Origin of the sequence: Brevibacillus porteri (assembly GCF_003013475.1) — a bacterium.
Lineage (GTDB): Bacteria > Bacillota > Bacilli > Brevibacillales > Brevibacillaceae > Brevibacillus > Brevibacillus porteri.
Genome location: NZ_PXZO01000071.1, coordinates 1 through 21,713 on the forward strand (window position 1 = coordinate 1; position 21,713 = coordinate 21,713).

19 protein-coding genes and 1 pseudogene are annotated in these 21,713 nt (G+C 46.8%); 8 read left to right on the forward strand and 12 right to left on the reverse strand.

Annotated features, from left to right (window positions below):
• From C7R92_RS30580 to C7R92_RS30590, 3 genes and pseudogenes are all read right to left on the reverse strand, one after another.
• Positions 1 to 1,217: pseudogene (locus C7R92_RS30580) on the reverse strand (hypothetical protein); the annotation flags it as partial.
• A gap of 149 nt (positions 1,218 to 1,366) precedes the next feature.
• Entirely contained in the window at positions 1,367 to 2,569 is a 1,203-nt protein-coding gene (locus C7R92_RS30585; RefSeq protein WP_106836730.1) for a BMQ_0737 family morphogenetic spore coat protein, read from the reverse strand.
• A gap of 108 nt (positions 2,570 to 2,677) precedes the next feature.
• Entirely contained in the window at positions 2,678 to 3,562 is an 885-nt protein-coding gene (locus C7R92_RS30590) for a glycosyltransferase family 2 protein (RefSeq protein ID WP_106836731.1), read from the reverse strand.
• Positions 3,563 to 3,697: 135 nt separating this feature from the next.
• Here C7R92_RS30590 and C7R92_RS30595 point away from each other — a divergent pair, with 135 nt between their 5' ends.
• Positions 3,698 to 5,095, forward strand: coding sequence for a hypothetical protein (locus C7R92_RS30595; RefSeq protein ID WP_106836732.1), 1,398 nt, complete (start codon positions 3,698 to 3,700; stop codon positions 5,093 to 5,095).
• Between the two features lie 55 nt (positions 5,096 to 5,150).
• Here C7R92_RS30595 and C7R92_RS30600 read toward each other — a convergent pair whose 3' ends face one another.
• Positions 5,151 to 6,239: a peptidoglycan-binding protein gene (locus C7R92_RS30600; RefSeq protein ID WP_106836733.1), complete on the reverse strand. Its 1,089-nt coding sequence runs from the start codon at positions 6,237 to 6,239 to the stop codon at positions 5,151 to 5,153.
• 95 nt (positions 6,240 to 6,334) lie between these two features.
• Between C7R92_RS30600 and C7R92_RS30605 the strand changes: the two genes are divergently transcribed.
• On the forward strand, positions 6,335 to 6,682 hold the full coding sequence (locus C7R92_RS30605) for a DUF1360 domain-containing protein (protein WP_106836734.1): 348 nt from the start codon (positions 6,335 to 6,337) through the stop codon (positions 6,680 to 6,682).
• Between the two features lie 4 nt (positions 6,683 to 6,686).
• On the opposite strand, the gene C7R92_RS30610 is transcribed toward C7R92_RS30605, so the two are convergent.
• Both C7R92_RS30610 and C7R92_RS30615 read right to left on the reverse strand, forming a co-directional pair.
• The gene (locus C7R92_RS30610; RefSeq protein ID WP_069850713.1) at positions 6,687 to 7,874 is read right to left on the reverse strand and encodes a glycosyltransferase family 2 protein; all 1,188 of its coding nucleotides are present in this window, start codon (positions 7,872 to 7,874) and stop codon (positions 6,687 to 6,689) included.
• A gap of 123 nt (positions 7,875 to 7,997) precedes the next feature.
• Positions 7,998 to 8,846 carry a DUF1698 domain-containing protein gene (locus tag C7R92_RS30615; RefSeq protein ID WP_106836735.1) on the reverse strand — a complete coding sequence of 283 codons (849 nt, stop codon included), beginning with the start codon at positions 8,844 to 8,846 and terminating at the stop codon, positions 7,998 to 8,000.
• Positions 8,847 to 9,053: 207 nt separating this feature from the next.
• Here C7R92_RS30615 and C7R92_RS30620 point away from each other — a divergent pair, with 207 nt between their 5' ends.
• From C7R92_RS30620 to C7R92_RS30645, 6 genes are all read left to right on the forward strand, one after another.
• Positions 9,054 to 9,899 (forward strand): hypothetical protein, encoded by an 846-nt coding sequence (locus C7R92_RS30620; RefSeq protein ID WP_106836736.1) that lies wholly within the window; start codon positions 9,054 to 9,056, stop codon positions 9,897 to 9,899.
• A gap of 113 nt (positions 9,900 to 10,012) precedes the next feature.
• Complete coding sequence (locus C7R92_RS30625) at positions 10,013 to 11,416, forward strand: sugar phosphate nucleotidyltransferase (protein WP_106836737.1); 1,404 nt, start codon at positions 10,013 to 10,015, stop codon at positions 11,414 to 11,416.
• Positions 11,409 to 12,500, forward strand: a complete 1,092-nt coding sequence (gene rfbG / locus C7R92_RS30630) for a CDP-glucose 4,6-dehydratase (protein ID WP_106836738.1) — start codon at positions 11,409 to 11,411, stop codon at positions 12,498 to 12,500. The genes C7R92_RS30625 and rfbG overlap by 8 nt, the downstream gene beginning before the upstream one ends.
• Before the next feature lie 24 nt (positions 12,501 to 12,524).
• The gene (rfbF, locus tag C7R92_RS30635; protein WP_106836739.1) at positions 12,525 to 13,304 is read left to right on the forward strand and encodes a glucose-1-phosphate cytidylyltransferase; all 780 of its coding nucleotides are present in this window, start codon (positions 12,525 to 12,527) and stop codon (positions 13,302 to 13,304) included.
• Positions 13,305 to 13,318: 14 nt separating this feature from the next.
• Positions 13,319 to 13,912, forward strand: a complete 594-nt coding sequence (locus C7R92_RS30640; RefSeq protein ID WP_106836740.1) for an FkbM family methyltransferase — start codon at positions 13,319 to 13,321, stop codon at positions 13,910 to 13,912.
• A 25-nt stretch (positions 13,913 to 13,937) separates the two neighbouring features.
• A complete protein-coding gene (locus C7R92_RS30645; protein WP_106836741.1) occupies positions 13,938 to 14,825 on the forward strand; it encodes an NAD-dependent epimerase/dehydratase family protein in 888 nt (295 codons plus the stop codon).
• A 51-nt stretch (positions 14,826 to 14,876) separates the two neighbouring features.
• Here C7R92_RS30645 and C7R92_RS30650 read toward each other — a convergent pair whose 3' ends face one another.
• The 6 genes from C7R92_RS30650 to C7R92_RS30675 form a co-directional block, all read right to left on the reverse strand.
• A complete protein-coding gene (locus C7R92_RS30650) occupies positions 14,877 to 16,316 on the reverse strand; it encodes an FkbM family methyltransferase (RefSeq protein ID WP_069850697.1) in 1,440 nt (479 codons plus the stop codon).
• Between the two features lie 27 nt (positions 16,317 to 16,343).
• Entirely contained in the window at positions 16,344 to 17,450 is a 1,107-nt protein-coding gene (locus tag C7R92_RS30655; protein WP_106836742.1) for a glycosyltransferase family 4 protein, read from the reverse strand.
• Complete coding sequence (locus C7R92_RS30660; protein ID WP_106836743.1) at positions 17,447 to 18,403, reverse strand: GDP-L-fucose synthase family protein; 957 nt, start codon at positions 18,401 to 18,403, stop codon at positions 17,447 to 17,449. Before C7R92_RS30660 ends, C7R92_RS30655 begins: the two co-directional genes overlap by 4 nt.
• Before the next feature lie 30 nt (positions 18,404 to 18,433).
• Positions 18,434 to 19,669: a glycosyltransferase family 2 protein gene (locus C7R92_RS30665; protein ID WP_069850691.1), complete on the reverse strand. Its 1,236-nt coding sequence runs from the start codon at positions 19,667 to 19,669 to the stop codon at positions 18,434 to 18,436.
• Positions 19,670 to 19,711: 42 nt separating this feature from the next.
• On the reverse strand, positions 19,712 to 20,683 hold the full coding sequence (locus C7R92_RS30670; RefSeq protein ID WP_106836744.1) for a GDP-mannose 4,6-dehydratase: 972 nt from the start codon (positions 20,681 to 20,683) through the stop codon (positions 19,712 to 19,714).
• 125 nt (positions 20,684 to 20,808) lie between these two features.
• Positions 20,809 to 21,675 carry a hypothetical protein gene (locus C7R92_RS30675; RefSeq protein ID WP_244195876.1) on the reverse strand — a complete coding sequence of 289 codons (867 nt, stop codon included), beginning with the start codon at positions 21,673 to 21,675 and terminating at the stop codon, positions 20,809 to 20,811.
• Positions 21,676 to 21,713: the final 38 nt, after the last annotated feature.

Consider the following 21,713-nt stretch of genomic DNA (forward strand, 5'->3'; position numbering starts at 1 on the left):
TGCCGTGCTTGAAGTTCTTGTGTCTGAGAATGCAGTTCCAGCCCCTTCGTCTGGAGCTCTTGATGGAGAGTGAGTTGCTCTTGTTCTTTCGTCTGCAGGTGATCCGCTTGAGAATGCAGTTCTAACCATTGCGTCTGAAGCTCTTGTTCATGATCGAGAAGTTTCTGCTCCCGTTTTTGTAGGTGTTGCGTCTGAGAATGCAGATCTTGCCCCTTCGATTGGAGGTCTTGTTCGAGAGAGAGTAGATCCTGCTCTTTCGTCTGAAGGCTGCTCGCTAGGGAGTGCAGTTCCTGCCCTTGCCCCAGCAACTCTTGCTCAAGATCGTGAAGTTCCTGCTCCTGTGCCGTGAGACTATGTTCAAATGCGTGGAGGTTTTGCTCTCGCACCTGTAGTTCCTGCTCCCGCTGCTCCCAATTTGCGCTTGCTTCTGTAAGCTGCTGTAGGTCAGAGAGTATCTGCTCTTCCCGTGCTCGTGCGTCCTCCAACTGCTGATTCAATGATTCCAGTTTGGATAGTTGCTCGTGCTGTCTCATCTGCGCACTCTCAAACTCTTCATTTACATGATCCAAAGCTTGTTTCCATGTGAGCTGTTGCTGCTCCAGATGTTCTATCATGTCTATATGCTTTTGGCGTTCATGCAGGATCTCCTCAATTTGACTCAGCCGCTGCTGATCTTGCTCGTGTAACGTTTTTTGCCATTGTACCTCTTTTTGTTCGTAGCTTTGTAATCGCCGTTGGAGCAATTCTATGTGCTCGCGTAAGTGTGATTCCTGCGCTTGATGTTTGGACATGATTTCTTCAAGCCGTGGACCTTTTCGTTGCTCTCTGATCTCGGTTTGCAAGCTGTCGATCGAACTCTTTAGTTTTGCCTCTGTTTCCTGGTGGTCGGTTATGGCATTTTCCCGTTGTTTCAGGAGATGCTCGTAGTAGTCGAGCTTGCTTTTCATTTCTTGAAGCATGTCTTGTGAATCATTCAAGCGCTGCTTCCATTCTGCCCCTTTGCTGTCCAAATCGTGGAGGTTCTGGTTCAATTGTTCAAGCTGCTCTCTGTATGCTTCATTTTTTTGGGATGTTTCCTCTATCTGCTTCTGTAGGTACCACACTTCTTGCATGAGTTGGTTTGCTTTTTCTTCGTAGTAGTGTGCTTGCTTTTTTAGCAGGAGGAGCTTCTCATTTTCTCTCGACTTGTTCGCATTGGAGATTCTCCTTTTGTACACAGTGTTGTCCTCCTTTTTCCGTCTGGCTTTCCCATATAGACATATGTACGGGGTGGGAATTGGTGCCTGTATTGTAGTGACGGGTTTATATAGAAAAAACGGGAGAAGTGTTAGTCTTCTCCCGCCTGATTGGAAACGAATATTTTTTCTTACGGAGTGGTAATGACAATATCCCCGAACGTGATGCAATCGGCAACCAATAATTGTTCATCTGGAACGATTGTAATTGTAGCACTGAAGACGAGGACACCAGCAGAGTCGGTGAGTGTCAGAATGATAACGTCTGGCAGGCCGATTCCTGTTTCGGCGAGTGTCAGAGAGTAGGTCAGCGTTTCTTGTGCGCCTGTTGCTGTGAATGTCCGTACACCAGTACCTGTTACGATCAGACCTGTCACAATTGGCAGGATAGGCAGTACAGTAATGCATGTCGGAGAGCTGATAGTCGTTGGCGAGAAGCTGAAGCTTTGATCGCCAAGGACATCAGGCAGGAGAGCATCAAAGAAGTTAAAGGTAAACGAGCTGCTGGATGGATCGCAGCTTGGGCAGATATCCGCGATGAGCTGGATCGTACCGACGGCAATGGCGAGTGGGATACCAATAGAAATGGAGACGTTTGGTACCAACGCGTTGACGGACGCCTGGCAATCGCAGTTGCGTACTGGGAAGATTGGTGGGCATTGTGGTGGGAATGTGATCGGCGGGCAACGGAAAGATGGCGTTGGCGATGGAATTGGAATGTTGTTTGGACGTGGAGAGCAGAATTTCGCCAATACTTCCAGTTTGACTTCTGCTTCTACCTGGATCTCTACGCAGACAATGACGTCGAGTTGAACCATGCCACCGAGGAGAACAGTACCGGTTGGTGAGCACTCGAAAGCACTGATTCGGCACAAGATATTGTCCTCATCAAGCGGTTCAGGCAGGCAGAGAACGACTTCCTGATCGAATTGCACTGTCGTTGTGAATTCGCAGAGAGGTGTTCCGTCTGCGAAGACGCGAACGAGCACAGTGGCTCCGAACACGAAGCGAACGACACCGACCCGAACAGTGGTTCCATTGACTATAATGTTCTCGCGGCGAATACTGACGACTTTGCAAGTAGGACCAGGAGAAACTGGCTCAACGCAGGAGATCGTGATATCTTGCCCTGCACGAATAGCAGCGTCTACCAGAGCTTGACAATCGTCGGGAAGGGCAATCTTGTTTCGGTAGCTGTTCGCTAATACTACCCAGTCATACACCTTATTGACGCGAATGCACTCTTCCTGCAGGTTGTTCGATATAGGAGGAGTTGCTGTAGGCGTCGGTGTAGGGAGCTGGCGACCCATAATGGGCTTCACGTGATGTTTCACCGTAAGAATCCTTCCTTTCCTAGGGAGTTTGCTTTGCAGTTACATACTATGTGGGCAACGGGAGTTTGGCATGTTGAGCATGCGCCTATTTTTTAGGTCACTATCTTGTCAGAATGGAATTTGAAATTTTTGAAAGAACCAATTGTCGTCGAATTTTCTTTGGGCAGTGTATCGAACACGCTGAGCGGCAGCCCCGCAAGTCAGCACATCATCCGCAATTTCACTCGCATTTGCGTAGAGCACAAGTTTTTTCGCTGCCTCAATCCGCTGCTCGTTAAAATGGCTGTACGCCATGCGAAGCATATTGTAATAAATGTGCTCATGTGCAATTGTGTAAGGGTGAACTTGCCTAAACAAATGCAAAATTTTTACGGATGGCTGGACTAGACACGTATATCCAAAGAGCCACATTTTGATGGAAAACTCGATATCTTCAAATCCCCATATGCGAAAACCACGGTCAAAACCCCCGACTTTCATAAAAGCTTCTCTGGTGACCAGGAAGCATCCCCCTGGCAATATCGCAACCGGTGCCGGGCCTGTTGGCTTTGGATACCAGCTGATCTCGAGCTTTTGATTCAGATTTTGCCCATAACCAATTTTATGTGGCTCCGTCATGGAGGCGATTCCCGGAGCAACGCCATCTGCTTTTTTTGTAAGGATGAGCTCCATCATGCGATCGATCCAAAAGTTTTCAAAAGACAGATGGGCATCGCAAAAAATGAAGTAGTTGCCACGTGCGTGATTCACGCCCAAGTTTCGTGCTGCAGCAGCACCAATGCCTTCTGTTGTGATTAATTTTATTTTTTCATTTTGCCTGTGGCCTTGTAGAAAGTGACAACCGTTATCAGTTGAGGCATCATCGACTACGATCACTTCATATGGATACGTGGTTCTTGTATTCAAAAGGGAAGTGATGGTAGAACGCACATTGTCCCCCTCATTTTTTACAGGAATGATAATGGAGATCAGGGGCATTTGTGAGGTAGGCATATGACCACTCCTTTCTGTAGCATCGTATGCGCAAAGCGCATCTTCGGAACAGTCATCGCCAAAAATGTTCACTTTGGACACTAGGCATTCATACAATATCGCGGACTGAAGGAAAGTGCGTGAGGAGAGATGGGAATGGATGTTGAGGTATATTACAGTGGTCAACGTGGCGGGACCATGCCATACGCGGCTCTGCCAGCGTTTCGTTTATTTTGCAAGCAAAATGGCTTTCAATTGAAGTGGGATTCGACGAATAAAAGAGTTGACCTGGATTCGGGGTTGAAAGGAAAAGTTTGCGTTCTTTTTACAGGCATATCTTCTTCAGGAGGGACCGCCTACGAGTGGGAGGTATTGGGGAACGTTCAAAAATTTCTTTCTGATAGCGGGATGGAGGTTGTCTTAAGCCAAAACAATCCCTCTCTGGCAAAAAATACGGATGTCGCCATACGTTTCAGCTTGAAGGAAATGCGAGTACTGGAAAAACCGAGACTGATTTTCTTTCAGTCGGAGGATGATAAGCGGCAAGATCTGGTCAAGTGTTTACGTACAGAAATGCAGCAGTCAGGAATCCCGTGTCACTATAAAGTAACCAAAAATCAAAAGCAACCATCGATCGTTCACATCCAGTTGCAGCTGCCGCTTTATACGGAAGTGAGCATGCGTAAGATCTATGCGGAAAAAATTGCGCTACACTTAGCGTCAGGGGTTTTGGAGTATTTCCAAAATGGATTACACATTCAACCAATGGCGTTTTTACCTCCCAATATTTTAAAGCTGTTTTATTCCACGATGCTCTTTACCTCTGATAAGGAAAGTCAGCAGGGAGCAGATGAAAAGCCATTGGCAGAGGAACCAATCACGATTCAGGAAAGTGACCAGCAGAGTGCTGAGGCCAGTGACTCAAATAGTGACTCAAATAGTGACTCAAATAGTGAAGTAAACAGCGAATCAAACAGCGAGTCAGACAGTGAACGGGAAGAGCTGTTGATCTTGGCAGAAGAAGAACTCCTGGAACAGGTAGTGACCATTCATCCGGTCGAAGAAGTGCCTGAACTGGTTGAATTGCGTACAACGGCAGAAGTGTATTTTGATTACACGTTGATTCACTCTGAATCAGTTGAGAAGCCGTACCTGTTGATTGGGACGCTTCAGGTGAAAAATACAGGGAACGTTGAACTTCAAAATCCAATCGTTTGCCTGCGTGTCTCGCCTGTCGATTCGATCAAAATGGGAGGGCAAGTATTGCCACCGAAGCTCGTGGAGACGATGGCCGTGCAAGGTACATCGGGCTTAAAAGGATGGAGATACTTGGAAGACGATTGGTTTGCTCAAGCGATGGAGAGAGGGGAATACTGGATAGCGCCGATCCAACCTGTAACCATTGCGCCGGAATCGACGGAAGCCTTCCAAAACTTTCAGATTTCATTTATGAAACAAGAAGCGGGGAAGGGAATCGTCGTCGAGGGTGTCGTACTGTGCAACGATCAGACGGTGCACTTTTCGGCAAATAACCGCATCGCCGTGTCTTTCTAATAGGGAAGAAAAGCCACCATTTCAGTAGAAATGATGGCTTTTCCGTTCCGCGCCTCTATTTTTTTAAGAACATTTGCACGAATGTTTTCCCGTGCGGACCGCCATTCACGACAGCAATGGCTACGTAGTCGTATGTCGGACTCATGATATTGGCTTTGTGCCCGGAGGAATTCATGAACATTTGATGAGCGCTGCTTACAGAGTAGTTTTGCGCAATATTTTCAGCAGCAGCTATATAGCGAATACCAAAAGTGTCCATCATTTGAAACGGTGAGCCGTAAGTGGGAGAGGTGTGGCTAAAGTAGCCTTTGTTCACCATCTCTTGGGCTTTTACACGTGCAACGTTCACCAACTGCATGTCCACTTGATATGGTGCGAGACCACGGCTGGTGCGCTCTTGATTCACGAGTTGAACCATTTCTTTTTCCTCAGCCGTCAAACCAGCGGGAAGAGGAACTTGTGTGCCGGCACCAGGGTTTTGTGGTTGCTCAGGCTTGCTCGGTGTTACGGGAGTCGTTGGAGTCGTTGGGACGGTCGGCTTCGTATCGGGTTTAGGCTGTACTGGATTGTTCTTGTATTGTGTTTTTATGGCTGTAAAGGTTTTGGCGTCAGCTTCACCGGTCAAAGTTTGCTTATTACGTGACTGGAATAGCATGACGGCAAAGCGCGTAGATTCATCGTAATAACCCGAAGCAGTTACTTTGTATCCGAGTCCAGCGAGCATTGTTTGCAATTCCTTCACGCTTTCCCCACTAGCACCCAATTTCAGCGTAACGTAATTATTGGATTCTGTGGGCTCAGTAGGCTTGGACGGCGTAGTCGGCTTCTCTTGATTGCGTGCTTGGTACACGCTCTTCAGTTTATCGTAAGTGGTTTTGTTTACAATCCCGGTTTGCGACAGCTTGTATTTTTTCTGAAATGCTTTGACGTTAGAAGCCGTGTAGCTGTTGTATGTCTTGTCCACTACCAGCTTGTAGTCGTAATGAAGTGCATCGAGCATCTTTTCCACTTCAAGCACGCGCGAGTTTTTCATCCCTTTTTTCAAAGAGGTAAAGCTTGTTTTCGCAAATGCAGGTTGTCCGATCATAGTAACGAGGACGGACAGGGAAAGGATCGTTGCCATTTTCTTAATGTTGCGATTCATCTCATCACGCCTTTCTCTGATTTGTCGCACCACAATGGTACTAAATGTAGAACAAATGAGAAAAGCACAAAATATTGGAAAGAGGTGGAGGTGGAATGTTTGACCTCTCTTGGATCGACCTAATCATCCTCGTGCTGGCAAGCTTTCGTCTCACGCATTTGATTGTTTTTGATGAGATCACGTCTTTTCTGCGAACCCCATTTTATCAGGTGTTATATGTACCCGATGAGTCGGGGCAAATGGTTCGGGACTTTCACTTTAAAGGCGGGAGGGTGCGCCAATGGATAGGCAGATTGTTGAGCTGCCATTGGTGCGTGGGAATTTGGGTGGGCGCTTTGATCGTTGGGTTGTATATGTATGTGCCAGCCGCCTATCCGTTGTTGCTCCTGCTTGCCATAGCCGGAGCGGCGGCTGTCATTGAGACAAAACTATATTCGAGTTGAAAGGTTAGCTCCTCGAAAAAATTTTGTACACGATCACTTCGTCATACGAAAGAGGAATGATCTCTTCGGCCATGTATCCTCCTACGATTCTTTGCTGGACTTGAGGAGTGCTCGGTACACCGATACTGGAAGACGCGATGTCCACACGAACCGTCGTGGCATTCGGATCGAGTGGAATTTCGAGGGCAAAGGTGGGCTTATCAACGGTATAACTTTTTACATTTACGCCATTCACGAGCGCAGTCAAAACAATGGGCTTCGGCAATTTTACGGGGGAGCCAGGGACTTTGCCCTTTACTAACAACATTTGAGCCGGTGCAGAAGGATCTGATTCAACAATCGCGCGCAGGACAGGAGGCGCCCACAAGTCCATCCCCCGATTCATGCTTGTGATTCTGGTTGTATTGGATGGAAAGGACTTGTAGAGCCTCAACAGGTCGAGTACACCCATGCCTTTGTATTGTGGAACGTACGATATCCAATGGCTGGGTATGGACGAATAATTTTTTGCAAGAGATCGTAAGACTTCAGGTACGCCGACGGAATGCCATTGTGTAGCTGATTTGCACGCTGTGTGGATTCGAGCGTTTCCTAAATAGTGAGGTAGATAACCGATGGGATAAAATTTGGCGATGCGCATCCACAGGTCATAATCCATGCAAAATTGCAATTTTTCATCTACGCCCCCCATGTGCCTGAAGACGTGGGCTCTGATGAAAGCGGATGGCTGGCAAATCACACAGCTCTGATACAACTTCTTGGAATCAGCCTGTTCTGACGGATAGGTGGTGGATACTTGACCGTACTCGTTCATCACATGGCAATTGCCGTGAAGCATTCCCCAGGCGGGGTTACTCGCAAAGGCGTGAACCGCCTTCATAATGGCGCCAGGTACATAGGTGTCGTCTGAATTCAGCCAGCCGATGATTTCCCCTCTTGCCAATGCCAAGCCTTTGTTAAGCGCATGAGACTGTCCGCGATCCGGTTCGGAAATAAAACGGAAGCGCGGATCTTTTTGTGCATATTCTTGCAAGATGGAGAGGGTATCGTCAGTCGAGCCTCCATCTACCACGATATGCTCAAGGTTTACATAGTCCTGGGTCAATATGCTATTTATGGTCTCACGAATAAACCGGCCTTGGTTGTAAGAGGGGGTAATGATACTCACTAATGGTTGCTGTGAGTGGGACACGAGATTCACTCCCATCTTTCCATCATAAAAAATGCATGCACTACCATCAGACTATGAAAGAATGGAAAATCGGGTACACAAGCATCGTTGATCTTGTGCACCCGATTTCAATTTACCCGGAGATTACAGGTAGTCCGGAACGATCCCTGGATTGCGGAAGATACGGAGCAATTCCGCGTGGCAGTTAGGGTCGATCTCTTTGCCAGAAATGGCTCTTGCCACGAGGCTGATGCGACCCGCATCGTAATTGTTGATTCTGCCGGAAGGGATGGTTCGAACCGATTCAGGAATGATTTCAAACAGTGTGCCTCTGAGCATCTCCTCGATGCAAAGGACGGACGGCAGCCACCAAGTGGTATCGTCCTTATAAATCCGGTTCATTTGTCCAGGAGCTCCGTTGTAGACCATGATCGATTGGGTTGTATCCAAAATACAGGCTGTTTCCAACAAGAGGTGCCCACCTGGTTTAATCACGCTCCTGCATTGTGACAATGTCCACATCGGATCGCGTAGATGATAGAGCAGACCAAGATGCTGGACGACATCAAATTGATTGTGCCGAATTTGATGTGGGAACGGCAGGGGTTCAATAAAATCGTCCATCAGCAATACTTGCAGCCCTTCCCATAATTTATATGGGCTGGTATTATACAGCGGCAAAACTTTGCTTTGCAGGATGTTCTTGCAAAACTCAAAATTCAAATAGAGCGGCTGCATACAGTCCGTAGCCACAACAAGACTTGCCCCTCTTTGCTCCGCTTCAAACGCCCACATTCCGTCAAAACTAGCGAGATCAAGGACGCGTTTCCCCGAATATTGGATGTATTCTCTGGATTGTCTCGTCATATTCCATATACCTTCCAGAAGCGTAATCCCGGGTGTGACAATACCGGGTCGCAGTGCGATCTTATGGTACCATCGCCGTTTGCTGATCTCATCGAGAATTTCCTGATCTGTCCAAAATCTTCCCATCGACATGTCCCCCTTCATTGCAGAGTGCTTGCCCTATACGATATGTTCGGACCGTGCTGGGGGAAATAATATAAATGCATTAATTTCGTCCTATTCACGTCTAAAGTTGCTTGCCAACATGCATGTTTTCGGAAAAAAGGCATATGCCCGTTTCTCGTTGTCTGTCACGTACATAAAGTATGGGGAGAAAAAGGAGGCGGAAAAAGTATGGCCTTGCCTATCGTGATCATCCATCGCGGGGACGATGATTATCTCACATACAGCTTGCAGCAAGCAAAAAGAAGCAATCCCCATTCGCCCGTCTATCTGATAGGGAATGGGGGAAACAGAAGGTATGCTATGAACGGCATCATTCACGAGATGGTAGACGATTACATGCCTGCCGCTATCGAAATGACGAGAGTCTATAAACATATTCATTTCATGCCCTATGAATACAACCTATTTTGTTTTCAAAGATGGTTTATTTTGTTGGCGTTTATGAAAAAGCATCAGATTCCGAAATGCTGTTATATCGATACGGATGTCATGCTGTTTACCGACGTAAACCATCCGCGCTTTGACAACTTTATGATGGAATTCGTATGGACCAATTTCTTAGATAGGCAGAAGCTAGAACAATTTTGCGAGTTCATGACGTCTCAGTTTGCCAATCCGATTACATTCGCGAAAGTCGTTCATTACACGATGCAGAGAAAGGAACATGTCAGATTCAATCAGCCTTTAATTACAGACATGGTGCTGGCCTTGCTATTTCTTGCACAATTCAAGGATTACCAAATGACGAACGGCTTGTTTCATGATGGCATTTTTGACGGCAATATTCAGCAGTCTGCTTCGGTGGAGAACTTGTATGGCTTTAAGAAAATTTACTCGATAAATGGTGTCCTGTGCTGCAAGGATAAGGCAACGAGTCAATTTGTGCCGTTGTTTTCTCTTCATTTTCAAGGATACACGAAGCACCATATGAAGTTTTTTACGGCTCCCTATCTCCCCCAAACAGGTTCTTACATTTTCGATTATATTTCCAATCGATGGATTCAGTTTTTATAGGCTTCTATCATCCCTCGTGTTATTTGACCATTTTCATTGGATCATAGAGCATCGACTGCGACAAACGCATAAGATGGTGCATACAACACGATAAACGGATAGAGGTGGCCTGGGTGAAACTGATATTACTATCGGGTGGTTCAGGGAAAAGGCTGTGGCCGCTCTCCAATGATGTCAGGTCCAAACAGTTCTTGAAGTTGATAGGCAATGCACATGCCCAACCAGAGGCGATGGTTCAACGAGTGTGGAGGCAGCTAGCCTCCCGCAATTGGTCGGAGCCTGTTTATATTTCAACAGGCCGTTCGCATATTGACTTGCTTCAAAGCCAACTTGGAGAAGGCGTTCCTTTGATCGTGGAGCCGGAAAAAAGGGATACCTTCCCTGCCATTGCTTTAGCGGTGACCTATTTGTACTCTGCTTTGACAATGGACCCGGATGAAGTCATTGCCATCATGCCTGTCGATCCATTCGTTGAGGAGCGCTTCATGGACAGGATCAAGGAGCTGGAGAACGTCATACTCAGATCAGGTGCGAATCTTGCATTAATCGGAGTGAAGCCTACGTACCCATCTACGAAATACGGTTACATTGTTCCAAAGCTGGAATCAGAGTCGGGTCAGGGTGAAAGGCCTTATGCCTATCAAAAAGTAAAAAGCTTCAAAGAAAAGCCGACACTTGAGCAAGCGCAGGATTTAGTAGAAAAGAAGGCCCTATGGAATTGTGGAATTTTTGCTTTTCGATTGGGTTATCTGATTCGCGAATTGGAGCAAAAAGGATTGCCTACTGAATATAACCGCATGCTTGAGCAATATAGCCAAATGCCTGCCATCAGCTTTGACTATGAGATTGTAGAAAAGGCAGAGAAAGTAGTCGTTCTCCCGTATGACGGAGACTGGAAGGACTTAGGGACGTGGAATACGCTCACAGAAGAAATGAGCGGGAATGCAATCGGTAAGGTTTTGATCGATGAGAGTTGCACGAATACACATGTTATCAACGAATTGGACATACCTATCGTGTCCATCGGTTTATCGGATATGATCGTGGCGGCCAGTCCTGATGGCATTCTCGTTTCTTCTAAGGAACAAAGCCATATGGTCAAAAATTTGGCTTTGAATTGGACAAAGCGCCCAATGTATGAAGAGCGGCGCTGGGGATGGTATCAGGTTATGCATTTACAGAAGAATGAAGACGACGTGGAAGTATTAACGAAAAGAATCCATGTATACGCCGGGAAAAATTTGAGCTATCAGTACCATCACCACCGTAGCGAAGTATGGATCATCGTAGAGGGCTACGGCGAGTTCATTTTGGATGATCAGCTGAGCCAGGTTGTACCAGGTAACGTATTGCAAATCCCGGTAGGAGCCAAACATGCAATCAAAGCTACGTCTGAGCTGGAATTCATCGAAGTACAGATGGGAAGTCAGCTGGTGGAAGAAGATATCGTTCGACTCGGAATGACGTGGTCAGCGATCCTGGAGCAGTTAGGGAAGCACGGTGATCACGATGATTGATCCAGCGTTTTGGCGAGACAAAAAAGTGTTGATCACAGGTCATACGGGGTTCAAAGGGTCATGGCTTTGCTTATGGCTGCATCATTTAGGGGCGAAGGTAACAGGGTATGCGCTGTCGCCGCCGACGAATCCGAGTATTTTTCAGTGTGCCAAAATCAGCTCATTGGTTGATTCGATCATTGATGATGTCAGATCGAAGGAAAGTGTTCAAAAAGCGATCAACCAAGCAAACCCGGATATCATCATTCACATGGCCGCTCAGCCGCTGGTGCGTCTATCGTATCAATATCCGGCGGAAACCTACGAAATCAATGTCATGGGTACGGTGAATGTACTCGAAGCGGCGAGAGTGGCTGTGCAGAACGGTATGAAAATCAAAGCAATCATCAATGTTACGACGGATAAGGTTTATGAAAACCGGGAGTGGGTGTGGGGATACCGTGAGCAAGATGTATTGGGCGGCTATGACCCGTATTCCAGCAGTAAAGCATGTTCGGAGCAGGTGACTGCCTCCTATCGCAATGCTTTCTTTCACCCCGATCGGTATCACCAGCATGGCGTAGCTATTGCTTCAGCGCGAGCAGGCAATGTAATCGGCGGCGGCGATTGGGCTCTTGATCGCTTGATACCGGATTGCCTGAGTGCCTTGATAAAGGGAGAAAAAATCACCATCCGAAATCCAAAAGCGATTCGGCCGTGGCAGCACGTCCTTGAGCCATTGAAGGGGTATTTAATGCTCGCAGAAAAAATGTGGGGAAATGGCAAGGATTACGCCCAGAGCTGGAATTTTGGTCCGAATGAGGAAGATGCCAAATCGGTAGAGTGGATCGTCCAGCAGTTGTGTGAGCGATGGGGAGCTGGTGCCTGCTTTGAAGCAGAGCGAACAGATCCACAGTGGCACGAAGCCCAATATTTAAAGCTGGACTGTTCCAAAGCCAAAAGTGTAATAGGCTGGAAGCCCAACTGGTCACTCGAGCAGACCTTGGACAGTATCATTTTTTGGCATAAGGCTTATCAGCAAAAGCAAGACGTAAGGGAAATCTGTTTGGCCCAAATCGCAGCGTATACAGATAGGACCCAATGAACAACAGAGGAAGGAGGGCAACCAATGAAAGTCGTCATCCTAGCAGGAGGGTATGGCACGCGCATTGGAGAAGAAACGCATCTTCGTCCGAAGCCGCTCATTGAGATCGGTGATTGGCCCATCATTTGTCATATCATGTCCATTTATTCCAAGTACGGTTTCCATGATTTCATCATCTGTCTCGGTTACAAAGGCTACATGATCAAGGAGTACTTCGCGCACTACTTCCTTCACCATTCTGATGTGACGTTTGATTTTCGTAATGACAATCAGGTCACTTTTCACAACCATAATGCTGCGCCTTGGCGAGTCACATTGATTGATACGGGGAAAGACACAGGGACAGGTGGAAGGGTGAAGCGGATACAGAAGTATGTGGGAGAAGAAACATTCATGCTGACGTATGGAGATGGCTTATCCAACATTGATATTGAACAGCTGGTAAAATTTCATCGCACGCATAAAAAACTCGCAACGATCACTACGACTCAACCGCCAGGCCGATTCGGAGCATTGGATATTGCCAATGGGAACACCGTAAGAGGATTCCAAGAGAAGCCAAAGGGGGACGGCGGCTGGATCAATGCTGGTTTTTTTGTTATGGAGCCGGGCGTACTTGACTATATTGCGGGTGATGAGACGGTATTGGAAAAAGAGCCGCTGGAGAGCTTGGCCAAGGCGAATCAACTGATGGCCTTCAAGCATACCGGTTTTTGGCATCCAATGGATACGCTCAGAGATAAAAACTACTTGGAAGAACTGTGGAAATCCGGAAAAGGAGCATGGGCAACCAGCCGAATATGAAGGAGGAGGCAGGAGTGGGCGGATTAAACGAGAACAGTGAAGAGGTTTTTTCTCCGATCGGATACGGGGACATAACGATCGATTGTGGGGCAAATCACGGGCTCATTTCTCAAAAAATGGCGGATAAAGGCGCCCTCGTCTTTGCGTTTGAACCGAATCCATACGTATTTGAGGAATTGAAAAAAAGGGTGGGATCCTATCCCAATGTCATATGTATAAACAAAGCGGTTTGGCATAAAAACGATAAGCTACGCTTGCATTTGCATGATCTCTACCATACGGATCCGGCAGGGTCTGCTTATGCCTCTTCTCTTCTGACTAATCATCCAGTTACGAATCCCGAAAAGTATGTAGAGGTAGAGGTGATCGATTTGACACAGTTTATCCAAATGCTCAATCGTCCGATCAAATTGATCAAAATGGATATCGAGGGGGCAGAATTTGAACTGTTGGAAAAAATCGTGGAGCAAAATTTACACCTGCAAATAGAAAAAATCGTCGTAGAAAATCATGAATGGCTGATCGAAGACTTGAAAGCGAAAGCCGATCACTTTCGGAGGGTCATGCAAGAAAAACGAATTCACAACATCGACTTGAACTGGGTATAAAGCAGGTGAAGGGGAGCGATCCCAAATGAAGATACTTGTGACCGGCGCGACAGGCTTTCTCGGAAGCCAGCTCGTAAAAGCGCTGCGATTGGACGGACATACCGTCATCATTTTGAAAAGGAGCACCTCCGATTGCTCGCGTATCCAGGACATATTACCTGATTTGATTACGTATGATACGGATTGCGGTCAATGGGAAGCTCCTTTTTTCGAGCAGGGGAGAATCGATGCGATCATCCATACGGCAACCTGTTATGGACGCAACAACGAGAGCAATGCCACGATGGTAGACGCCAATGTGACCTTTCCGCTGAAACTGCTGGATGTGGCTATGCGCTTTGACACCCCTGTTTTTCTGAATACAGATACGTTTTCCAGTGCGCCCGTCCGATTATCCAAGCATCTACAACCATACAATTTGACGAAGCGTCAGTTTCGAGAATGGGGAAAATGCCTAGCAGATACATCTTCCCTGCCATTCATAAACATCAGGCTGGAGCATCTGTATGGTCCTTATGACAATACGAATAAATTTGTCTCGACTGTCATCAAAAGCTGTCTCGAAAATCAGCCTGAACTAAGGCTTACAGAAGGAAAGCAAGCAAGGGACTTTATTTATGTGGATGATGTTGTTTCTGCCTTTCGCGTGCTGTTGGCGCATGCTGACCGTCTACCCGCAGGCTTTACGGAATACCAGGTAGGGACAGGTACTGCTACTTCGATCCGCGAGTTTGTAGAACTGGTTCATCAGATAACCAAATCAAGCACGGTTCTGAAGTTCGGATCGATTGCTTATACAGATATGGAAATCATGCATTCACAAGCGGATAATCGACCGCTTCAAGCACTAGGATGGAATCATCAAGTGAAGCTGGAGGAAGGTTTGAAAAAGGTAATGGCCACTTTCAAATAGAAGCGAAACAAAAAACATGGCGAGCCTGCAGCCATGTTTTTTCGTGTGCCCTTAATCGAGGAAAGTCTTGTTTGTACAGAACAGATCAGCGTGGAAAGGTTTCATTTCATCTAGTAAGTGGTTGTAGTTCTTCACTTTTACCACCGTATTGTCCCGCTTAAACATATAAAGATGGGTAAACAATTTCTCCAGCAGTGTGTATAACACGAGTGGATGTCTGCCGAAGTTTTCCTTGATGCTCTCTGGGTTGAATTCAATGATCACATCCGGGTCCCACTGCTTAAGCGTTCGCATTGCACTTTCCAAGACGATGACCTCCGAGCCTTCTACGTCAATTTTAATGAGGTCGATGCGCGATATCATATTCTGCTCTACCCAGTCATCCAGCCTGACACATGATATGAATTGGGTGGATTTCTCCACGTCTTCTGGCTCATGCGGGATATAAGACCATCCGCCTCCACGCGGGTCGTCTTTAAAATGGATGTTCCCGTTCCGGTCTGCTATTCCGAGCTGGAGTGGTTCGACATTGGTGATGTGATTCTCGGACAGGTTTCGCAGGAGATAAGGATAATTGACATCGGAGGGTTCGAATGCGTACACCTTGCCTTGGGGCGCAAGATAGCTCAGAGCGAGTGAGATCGGACCGATGTTCGCACCGATGTCTAGGCAAACATGGTCAGGTTGTACGATTTTTTTCAGAGGAAGGATAACGTAGTCTTCATAGTATCCTTTGTAATAATCCATAAAGTACAGGACGCTTTGATCAGAGCCGTCCCCATAGACGGTAAAGGTTTGATTGTCAAACGGCAGGTGAAAGTCAACTTTCTTCATCGAATTCGTTGCTCCTTCAAGTGGATTGTAGATCATGATGATGTCATTTCCTACGACGAATAAGAGGTCGGGACGAATAGAATGAACGAATTCTCGTAGTTCTTGGATAGTGGGATAATCGTTCAACAATGGATTGGGACCAATAAAGCAACGAGCATCATCAATCAAAATGACGTGATTTTGAACAAAATGCTGCAGAATGGCAGCCAGCTCATGCAAGATTGGGGTGTCTAGGTCTCCTTTGGCTGCCTCAGTTGAGCGGGGGATGTAATGACCGTCCAGCCAAAACAGGCAAGGTGATGTAACAGAGTGCATCAGGTTGGTCAATACTGTTCCACTGTCACCGTGGAGGATATGGATGTGGCTGTCGCCTGAAAATCTCTCTTTTGCCGCTATAAACAAGGCTTCATCCAGCTCGATGGAAACGAGCAAGTCAAAATGGTTTTTCATCGCTTGCAACATGTCGCCCTTAAACGTACCTGTCTCGATCAAGGTGCGTATGCCCATCGTTTTTGCTATATGTTTGATCTTCGACTTTTTCAAATCGGTTGTCGGTGCTTCCAATATCCAAAAATCCCACGTTTCTTGTTCTGTTAATGGAAAGGGGATTCGGCGCTCCTTCCTCCACGTCTCCCGAATTTGCTGCATGCGTGACATACAAAGATGACCTCCTTTCAATTGACATTAGCGTGCGACGGAAGAAAAGACAGCCAGCGTTTCGCGCGCGCATTTCTCCCACGAAAAGTGCTTGGCTTGATGGATGCCTTTGGCAACCAGCTCTGCTCTTGCGTCAGGTGACAAATAAAGATGGGCGAGTTTCACCGCGATATCGTCGGAAATATTCGGATCGAAGGTGAGAGCAGCGTCACCTACCACCTCAGGAATGCTCCCTGCATTGGAGCAAACGATTGGAATGTTGGACTTCATGGCCTCTACCAGCGGTATGCCAAAGCCTTCGAAAAGGGAAGGGAAGCAAAGGAACTGGGCATTCCGATACAAGTAAGGCATCTCTTCCTGTGGTACGTAGTGGAGCCATTTGACTTGGTTCCACAGCTGGTTATTCGTGATGTAATTCATGACATTCTGATGAGCCTCTTGAGCAAAACCGGTGAAAACCATGGGAATCCGTATATTGTGTTTGTCCCGCAAAGTGACGAGTGCTTTGAATACATTCAGGTGATTTTTATGATGCCATGTATTCGCAGGGAAAAAGCCGTAGCCACTGGGCAGCGTATATTTTTGTATGACCTGTTGGTTGAGTGCCTCATTATGCGGCAAGGAAAATTCCCGCGAAGCATCCAGGTGGATCGCATGTACTTTGTGCGGAGGAAGCTCGAATTTTTGGAGGATCGTTTGTTTGGAAAACTCCGAGAGAGTCAGCACGGCACTGCAACGCTGTGCAGACGATTGGTAGTTGTCTTTTCGCCAGCGCAAGGAATGAGCATCGAAAAACTCCGGGTAATACTCATGCTGGATATCAGGAATGTTGATAACAGAAGGGATTGTGACATCAGCTGGATTCAAGACAAGCAACGGACAAAACCACAAATTCAACTGCAAGGAGTTAATCCAGAAATGAAGCATCGCGTGTGCATTCCCGTGGTCGGGGATCATGAATTTGCGCACATTTTTTTGCGCCTCAAAGGTATGGAAATTGTGTGACGATAAAAAAAGAAACCACTGATGGCCGTCCCCAGCATTCATCGAGTAGGCCAGCAAGTTCCTGACATACTGTTCCATCCCGCCGATTTTGCCAGGAATCACTGACATCAGATTGATTCCGACTCTCATGTAGGAATCCTCCCTTGTACGTGAGGATGTGCCATGTACCAAGCGATCGTTTTTTCCAAGCCAGCGAGTAAGGAAGTTTGTGCCACGAAGCCGAATCGTTCTTTTGCTTTGGTCACATCCAGCAGGCGGCGCGGTTGTCCGTCAGGCTTGGTTTTATCCCACTCGATCTCTCCTTGGAAGCCACTTAGCTGCCTGATGATTTCGGCTAAATTTTTTATGGAAATTTCGTGGCCGGAGCCGATATTGACCGGTTCCGATTGATCATAGCGCTGTGTAGCAGCAATAATCGCCTGTGCCGCATCTTCGACATAGATGAACTCTCTCGTCACGCTCCCTGATCCCCAGAGCACGATCTTCTTTTCACCATTTCGTATAGCGTCCACGCATTTTCGAATGACGGCAGGGATGACGTGAGAGGTTTCCAAATCGAAGTTGTCGCCTGGACCGTACAAATTGACAGGGAGCAAATAAATGGAATTGAACCCGTATTGCTCGCGATAAGCTTGCGATTGTACCAGCATCATTTTCTTGGCTAAGCCATACGGAGCATTGGTTTCTTCAGGGTAACCATTCCATATATTTTCTTCCTGGAACGGTACGGGAGCATGCTTCGGATAGGAGCAAATGGTTCCGATGGCTACGAATTTTTCGACACCGAATAACCGGGATTGCTCTATAAGCTGGGTCCCCATGATCAAATTATCGTAAAAGTATTTTCCGGGATTTTTTTGATTCGCGCCGATACCGCCGACGACGGCAGCCAAGTGAAGAATGATATCGGGACGGAAATCTTGCAACATCTTGTTCACATCATGTTCTTTGCGAAGATCGTATTCATGGCTTCTAGGGATGAAGATGTCCGTACAGTCCAATTTGCGCAATTGATGAACGACGTGGCTTCCTAGAAATCCTGATCCGCCAGTAACCACAATCCGTTTTTTCGCCAGATTCAATTCGTGTCAACCTGCCTTTCTCGTCCGCATTCATGTTCGAGGCGATGGGACTCTGCGATTTACCCATTGTTCGATTTGGGCCTTGCCTTTGGTGAATTCCTGATAAAATTGGTACTCCTCATAGGAAAGTGGGAGGACTTCTTCTAGGTGGTAGCTGATAGAGCGTTTGACTTTAGGATTGTTGGGGTGGCTCTGAAGGATCTGCTGGCTGCAAAAAATACTCACTTCACATCGCTGTCCCTCTGAGGTAATGGGAATCAAGACTTGAAAACGCTCGTGGGTAACTTGGAATTTGTGTACGAGTTTCCCATTCCTCATGACATGGAAATGCAGGAGAGGGGCGGTATTATGGTTGCTTCCTTTGATAAGCAAAGCGTGCATCGGTCCATGGCTGGCTTCAATGGTCATTCGCAGGTTTTGGGGAGCCCATGCGTCTGAGTAGCGGTTGGATGCGATGATTTGAGGAGAGGGACCGAACGCATGATACGCTTTTAGCTTGTGGAGAAACCAAAATGCTCCTTGATTGTAATGCTTCTGCGTATAGTGATAGAGCCATTCATTCGAGATGGTGCCATGATGCTTCACGCTTGTTTTCAAAATTTCGGAAAAGCCTGGCTCCAATTCATAAACGTACGTTTTACACGCGCTGTACAAGCGGGAATTGGCCAAAAACTCTGGTATCGAACCAATCGGATAATGCAGGGAGATCCGGTTCCACAGATCGTAATCCATGCACCAGTCGTGTTCTTCATTTACACCACCAACTGCTTCAAAGGCATGTTTGCGCAGGAAAGCAGCGGGTTGGCAGATGAGGTTGAAATTAAACAATTTTTTTCGGTCAAACTCTACCCAAATGTACGGATACTTTACTTTGTCATTCTCATCAATATGGAGCCCTTTCCCGTATACCACGCCCCAATCAGGATGCTGCTGCAAGGCTGCCACAGCCTTTCGAATGGCACCGGGAAAATACGTATCATCCGAATTGAGCCAACCGATAATCTCACCACGTGCCATTTGCAATCCTTTATTGATGGCATGGGATTGGCCGCGATCAGGTTCGGAAACGAAGCGGAAGCGGTCTTGCAGATGGCTATACTGCTGCAAGATGCCCACTGTACCGTCCGTTGAGGCGCCATCAACCACGATAAGCTCAATATGGGGATAGTCTTGCGTCAGTACGCTATCAATTGTTCGTTTGATGAATTTTGCTTGGTTGTATGAAGGGGTGATAACACTCACGAGAGGAAGGGATTGCATGGACATAGAGGTTCCTCCTGATTTTTTCTAAACATCCACTCGACGTTTTCAAGAGCTGTTATGTTGGCGTAGCACAGAGCGCCAGTAATTCAATAAATCTTCCATCGTTTGCTGGAAGGAGATTTCGGGCTCCCACCCAGTCTTTTTTCGAAACAGCGAAGAGTCACCCAATACGATATCTACATCGGAGGGCCTTAGTCGATCAGTGTCGACATGTATTTCCACCTGCACATCGGTCAGTGCCAGCAACGTCTTCAACATGTCCTCGATGGTATAGCGAGTACCAGCGGATATGTTATATACATCGCCTGGTTCGCCTCGAGTAAGCGCCAACCAATACGCCTTGACAATATCACGGACATCTGTGAAGTCTCGAATTGCACTGAGATTTCCGACGTGCACTTTTGGCTCTTGAAGACCGAGCTCAATCTGGGCTATTTGTTTGGCAAAATTGGAGGTGACATAGCTTTCGCCTCTTCTAGGCCCTGTATGATGGAACGTACGGGTACGGATGATCGCCAGACCGTAACTGTGATGATATTGATACCCGAGATAATCCTGGGCAATTTTACTGACTGCGTATGGATTGAGGGGACGGAGGGGATTGGTCTCCTTAATAGGGATTTCCTCCGGATAGACCAAACCATATTCCTCACTGGAGCAAGCGATTTGAATCTTGCACGGAACAGCATGGTTGCGTACCGCCTCGAACAAATTTAACTGTGGGACAATATTGTTCACCATCGTATCTGCAGGAGACGACACCGAGGTGGGGACGAAGCTTTGGGCAGCTAGGTGAAAAAGGAGATCAGGCTTTATTCTCTGGATGAGTTCATTTACAGATTGGGGATCTTTTAATTCACAGTTTTCCATATGCACGCGGTCCATCAGGTGCCCCAGCTGCTCTTTTTTGGTAAGGGACCGGAATGTGCCGTAAACATCCACATCCCCCCGCGACAGTAGATATTCAGCCAAGTGACTGCCGGCAAATCCCGTTACTCCGGTAATCAATGCCTTCATGAGTCGAATCCCCCCTGTCCATGATGCTCATAGCGAAGGATGAACAGCTTAACATATTATGAATATGGAAAAATGTGAAAAATGGCACGGCGCACAGCTCGTTTCCAAAGGGAATTTTATTGGGATTAGGGCTCGGCTCGCACCCATTTGCAGGTCGGATAGTCGAAATACATGTAATCATCTGTATTCGGGATGTCTTGTGAGCGAAAATAGGGGATGTATCCTTTTGCATGTCCTTGAAAATGCAAGGAATGAGCTGGGAGGTAGTTATTCGTCTCTGTTATTTTGCAAAAGAGCATGCCGTCCTTTTGATAGATCTGTTTCTTCGTTTCCAAGCTGTTTGCTTGCGGACAGGATGGGGCAAACGGACAATTGAGATTATGATCGAAAAAGCCGTTTGCAACCAAGCCATACGTAGCGCCACGGCGAAGCGCGTAATTGTGAAAAAGAGTAAACAATACCATATCTGAAATAGGAACATCACCGATTTCTTTTGCAAATTGAAGCAAGTTCTCATAGTGTAGAGGATCGCGGAAAAATTTGTTGGTGTATTCGCAGAATTGATCGAGTTTATCCAAGTCGCACACTGTTGTCCAGGTAAACTCGAATGTGAAATCGTGGAAATCCTTGTCGTTTTGCTTGCTGATGTCGGTGTAGAGCATCACGTCAGAGTCCAGGTAGCAGCAACGATCGATACCCTGACTCCTCATAAAATCGCGTAGAATAAACCAGCGTTGGAAGCAGAACAGATTGTATTCGTAGGGGGTGGGGGAGGAGTGCTTGTAAACAAAAGAGTAAGCTTGGGCGCTTTTGAAATACTTACTCAACAGGTAGTGCTCCGTATTTTCGGTACTAAGTTGCTTGGTTTCTGGCCTTCCAATAAGAATGACACGAGAGGAAGGATTGCTGTATTTCGCCTGTTGCACGCATATTCCTACATGCTCTTCAGCCGTTCTGTGAATAAACACAATAGGCAAACTCAAGATACACATCTCCTCTGTCTTACAAAATGTCTGATAGGCTCCAATTG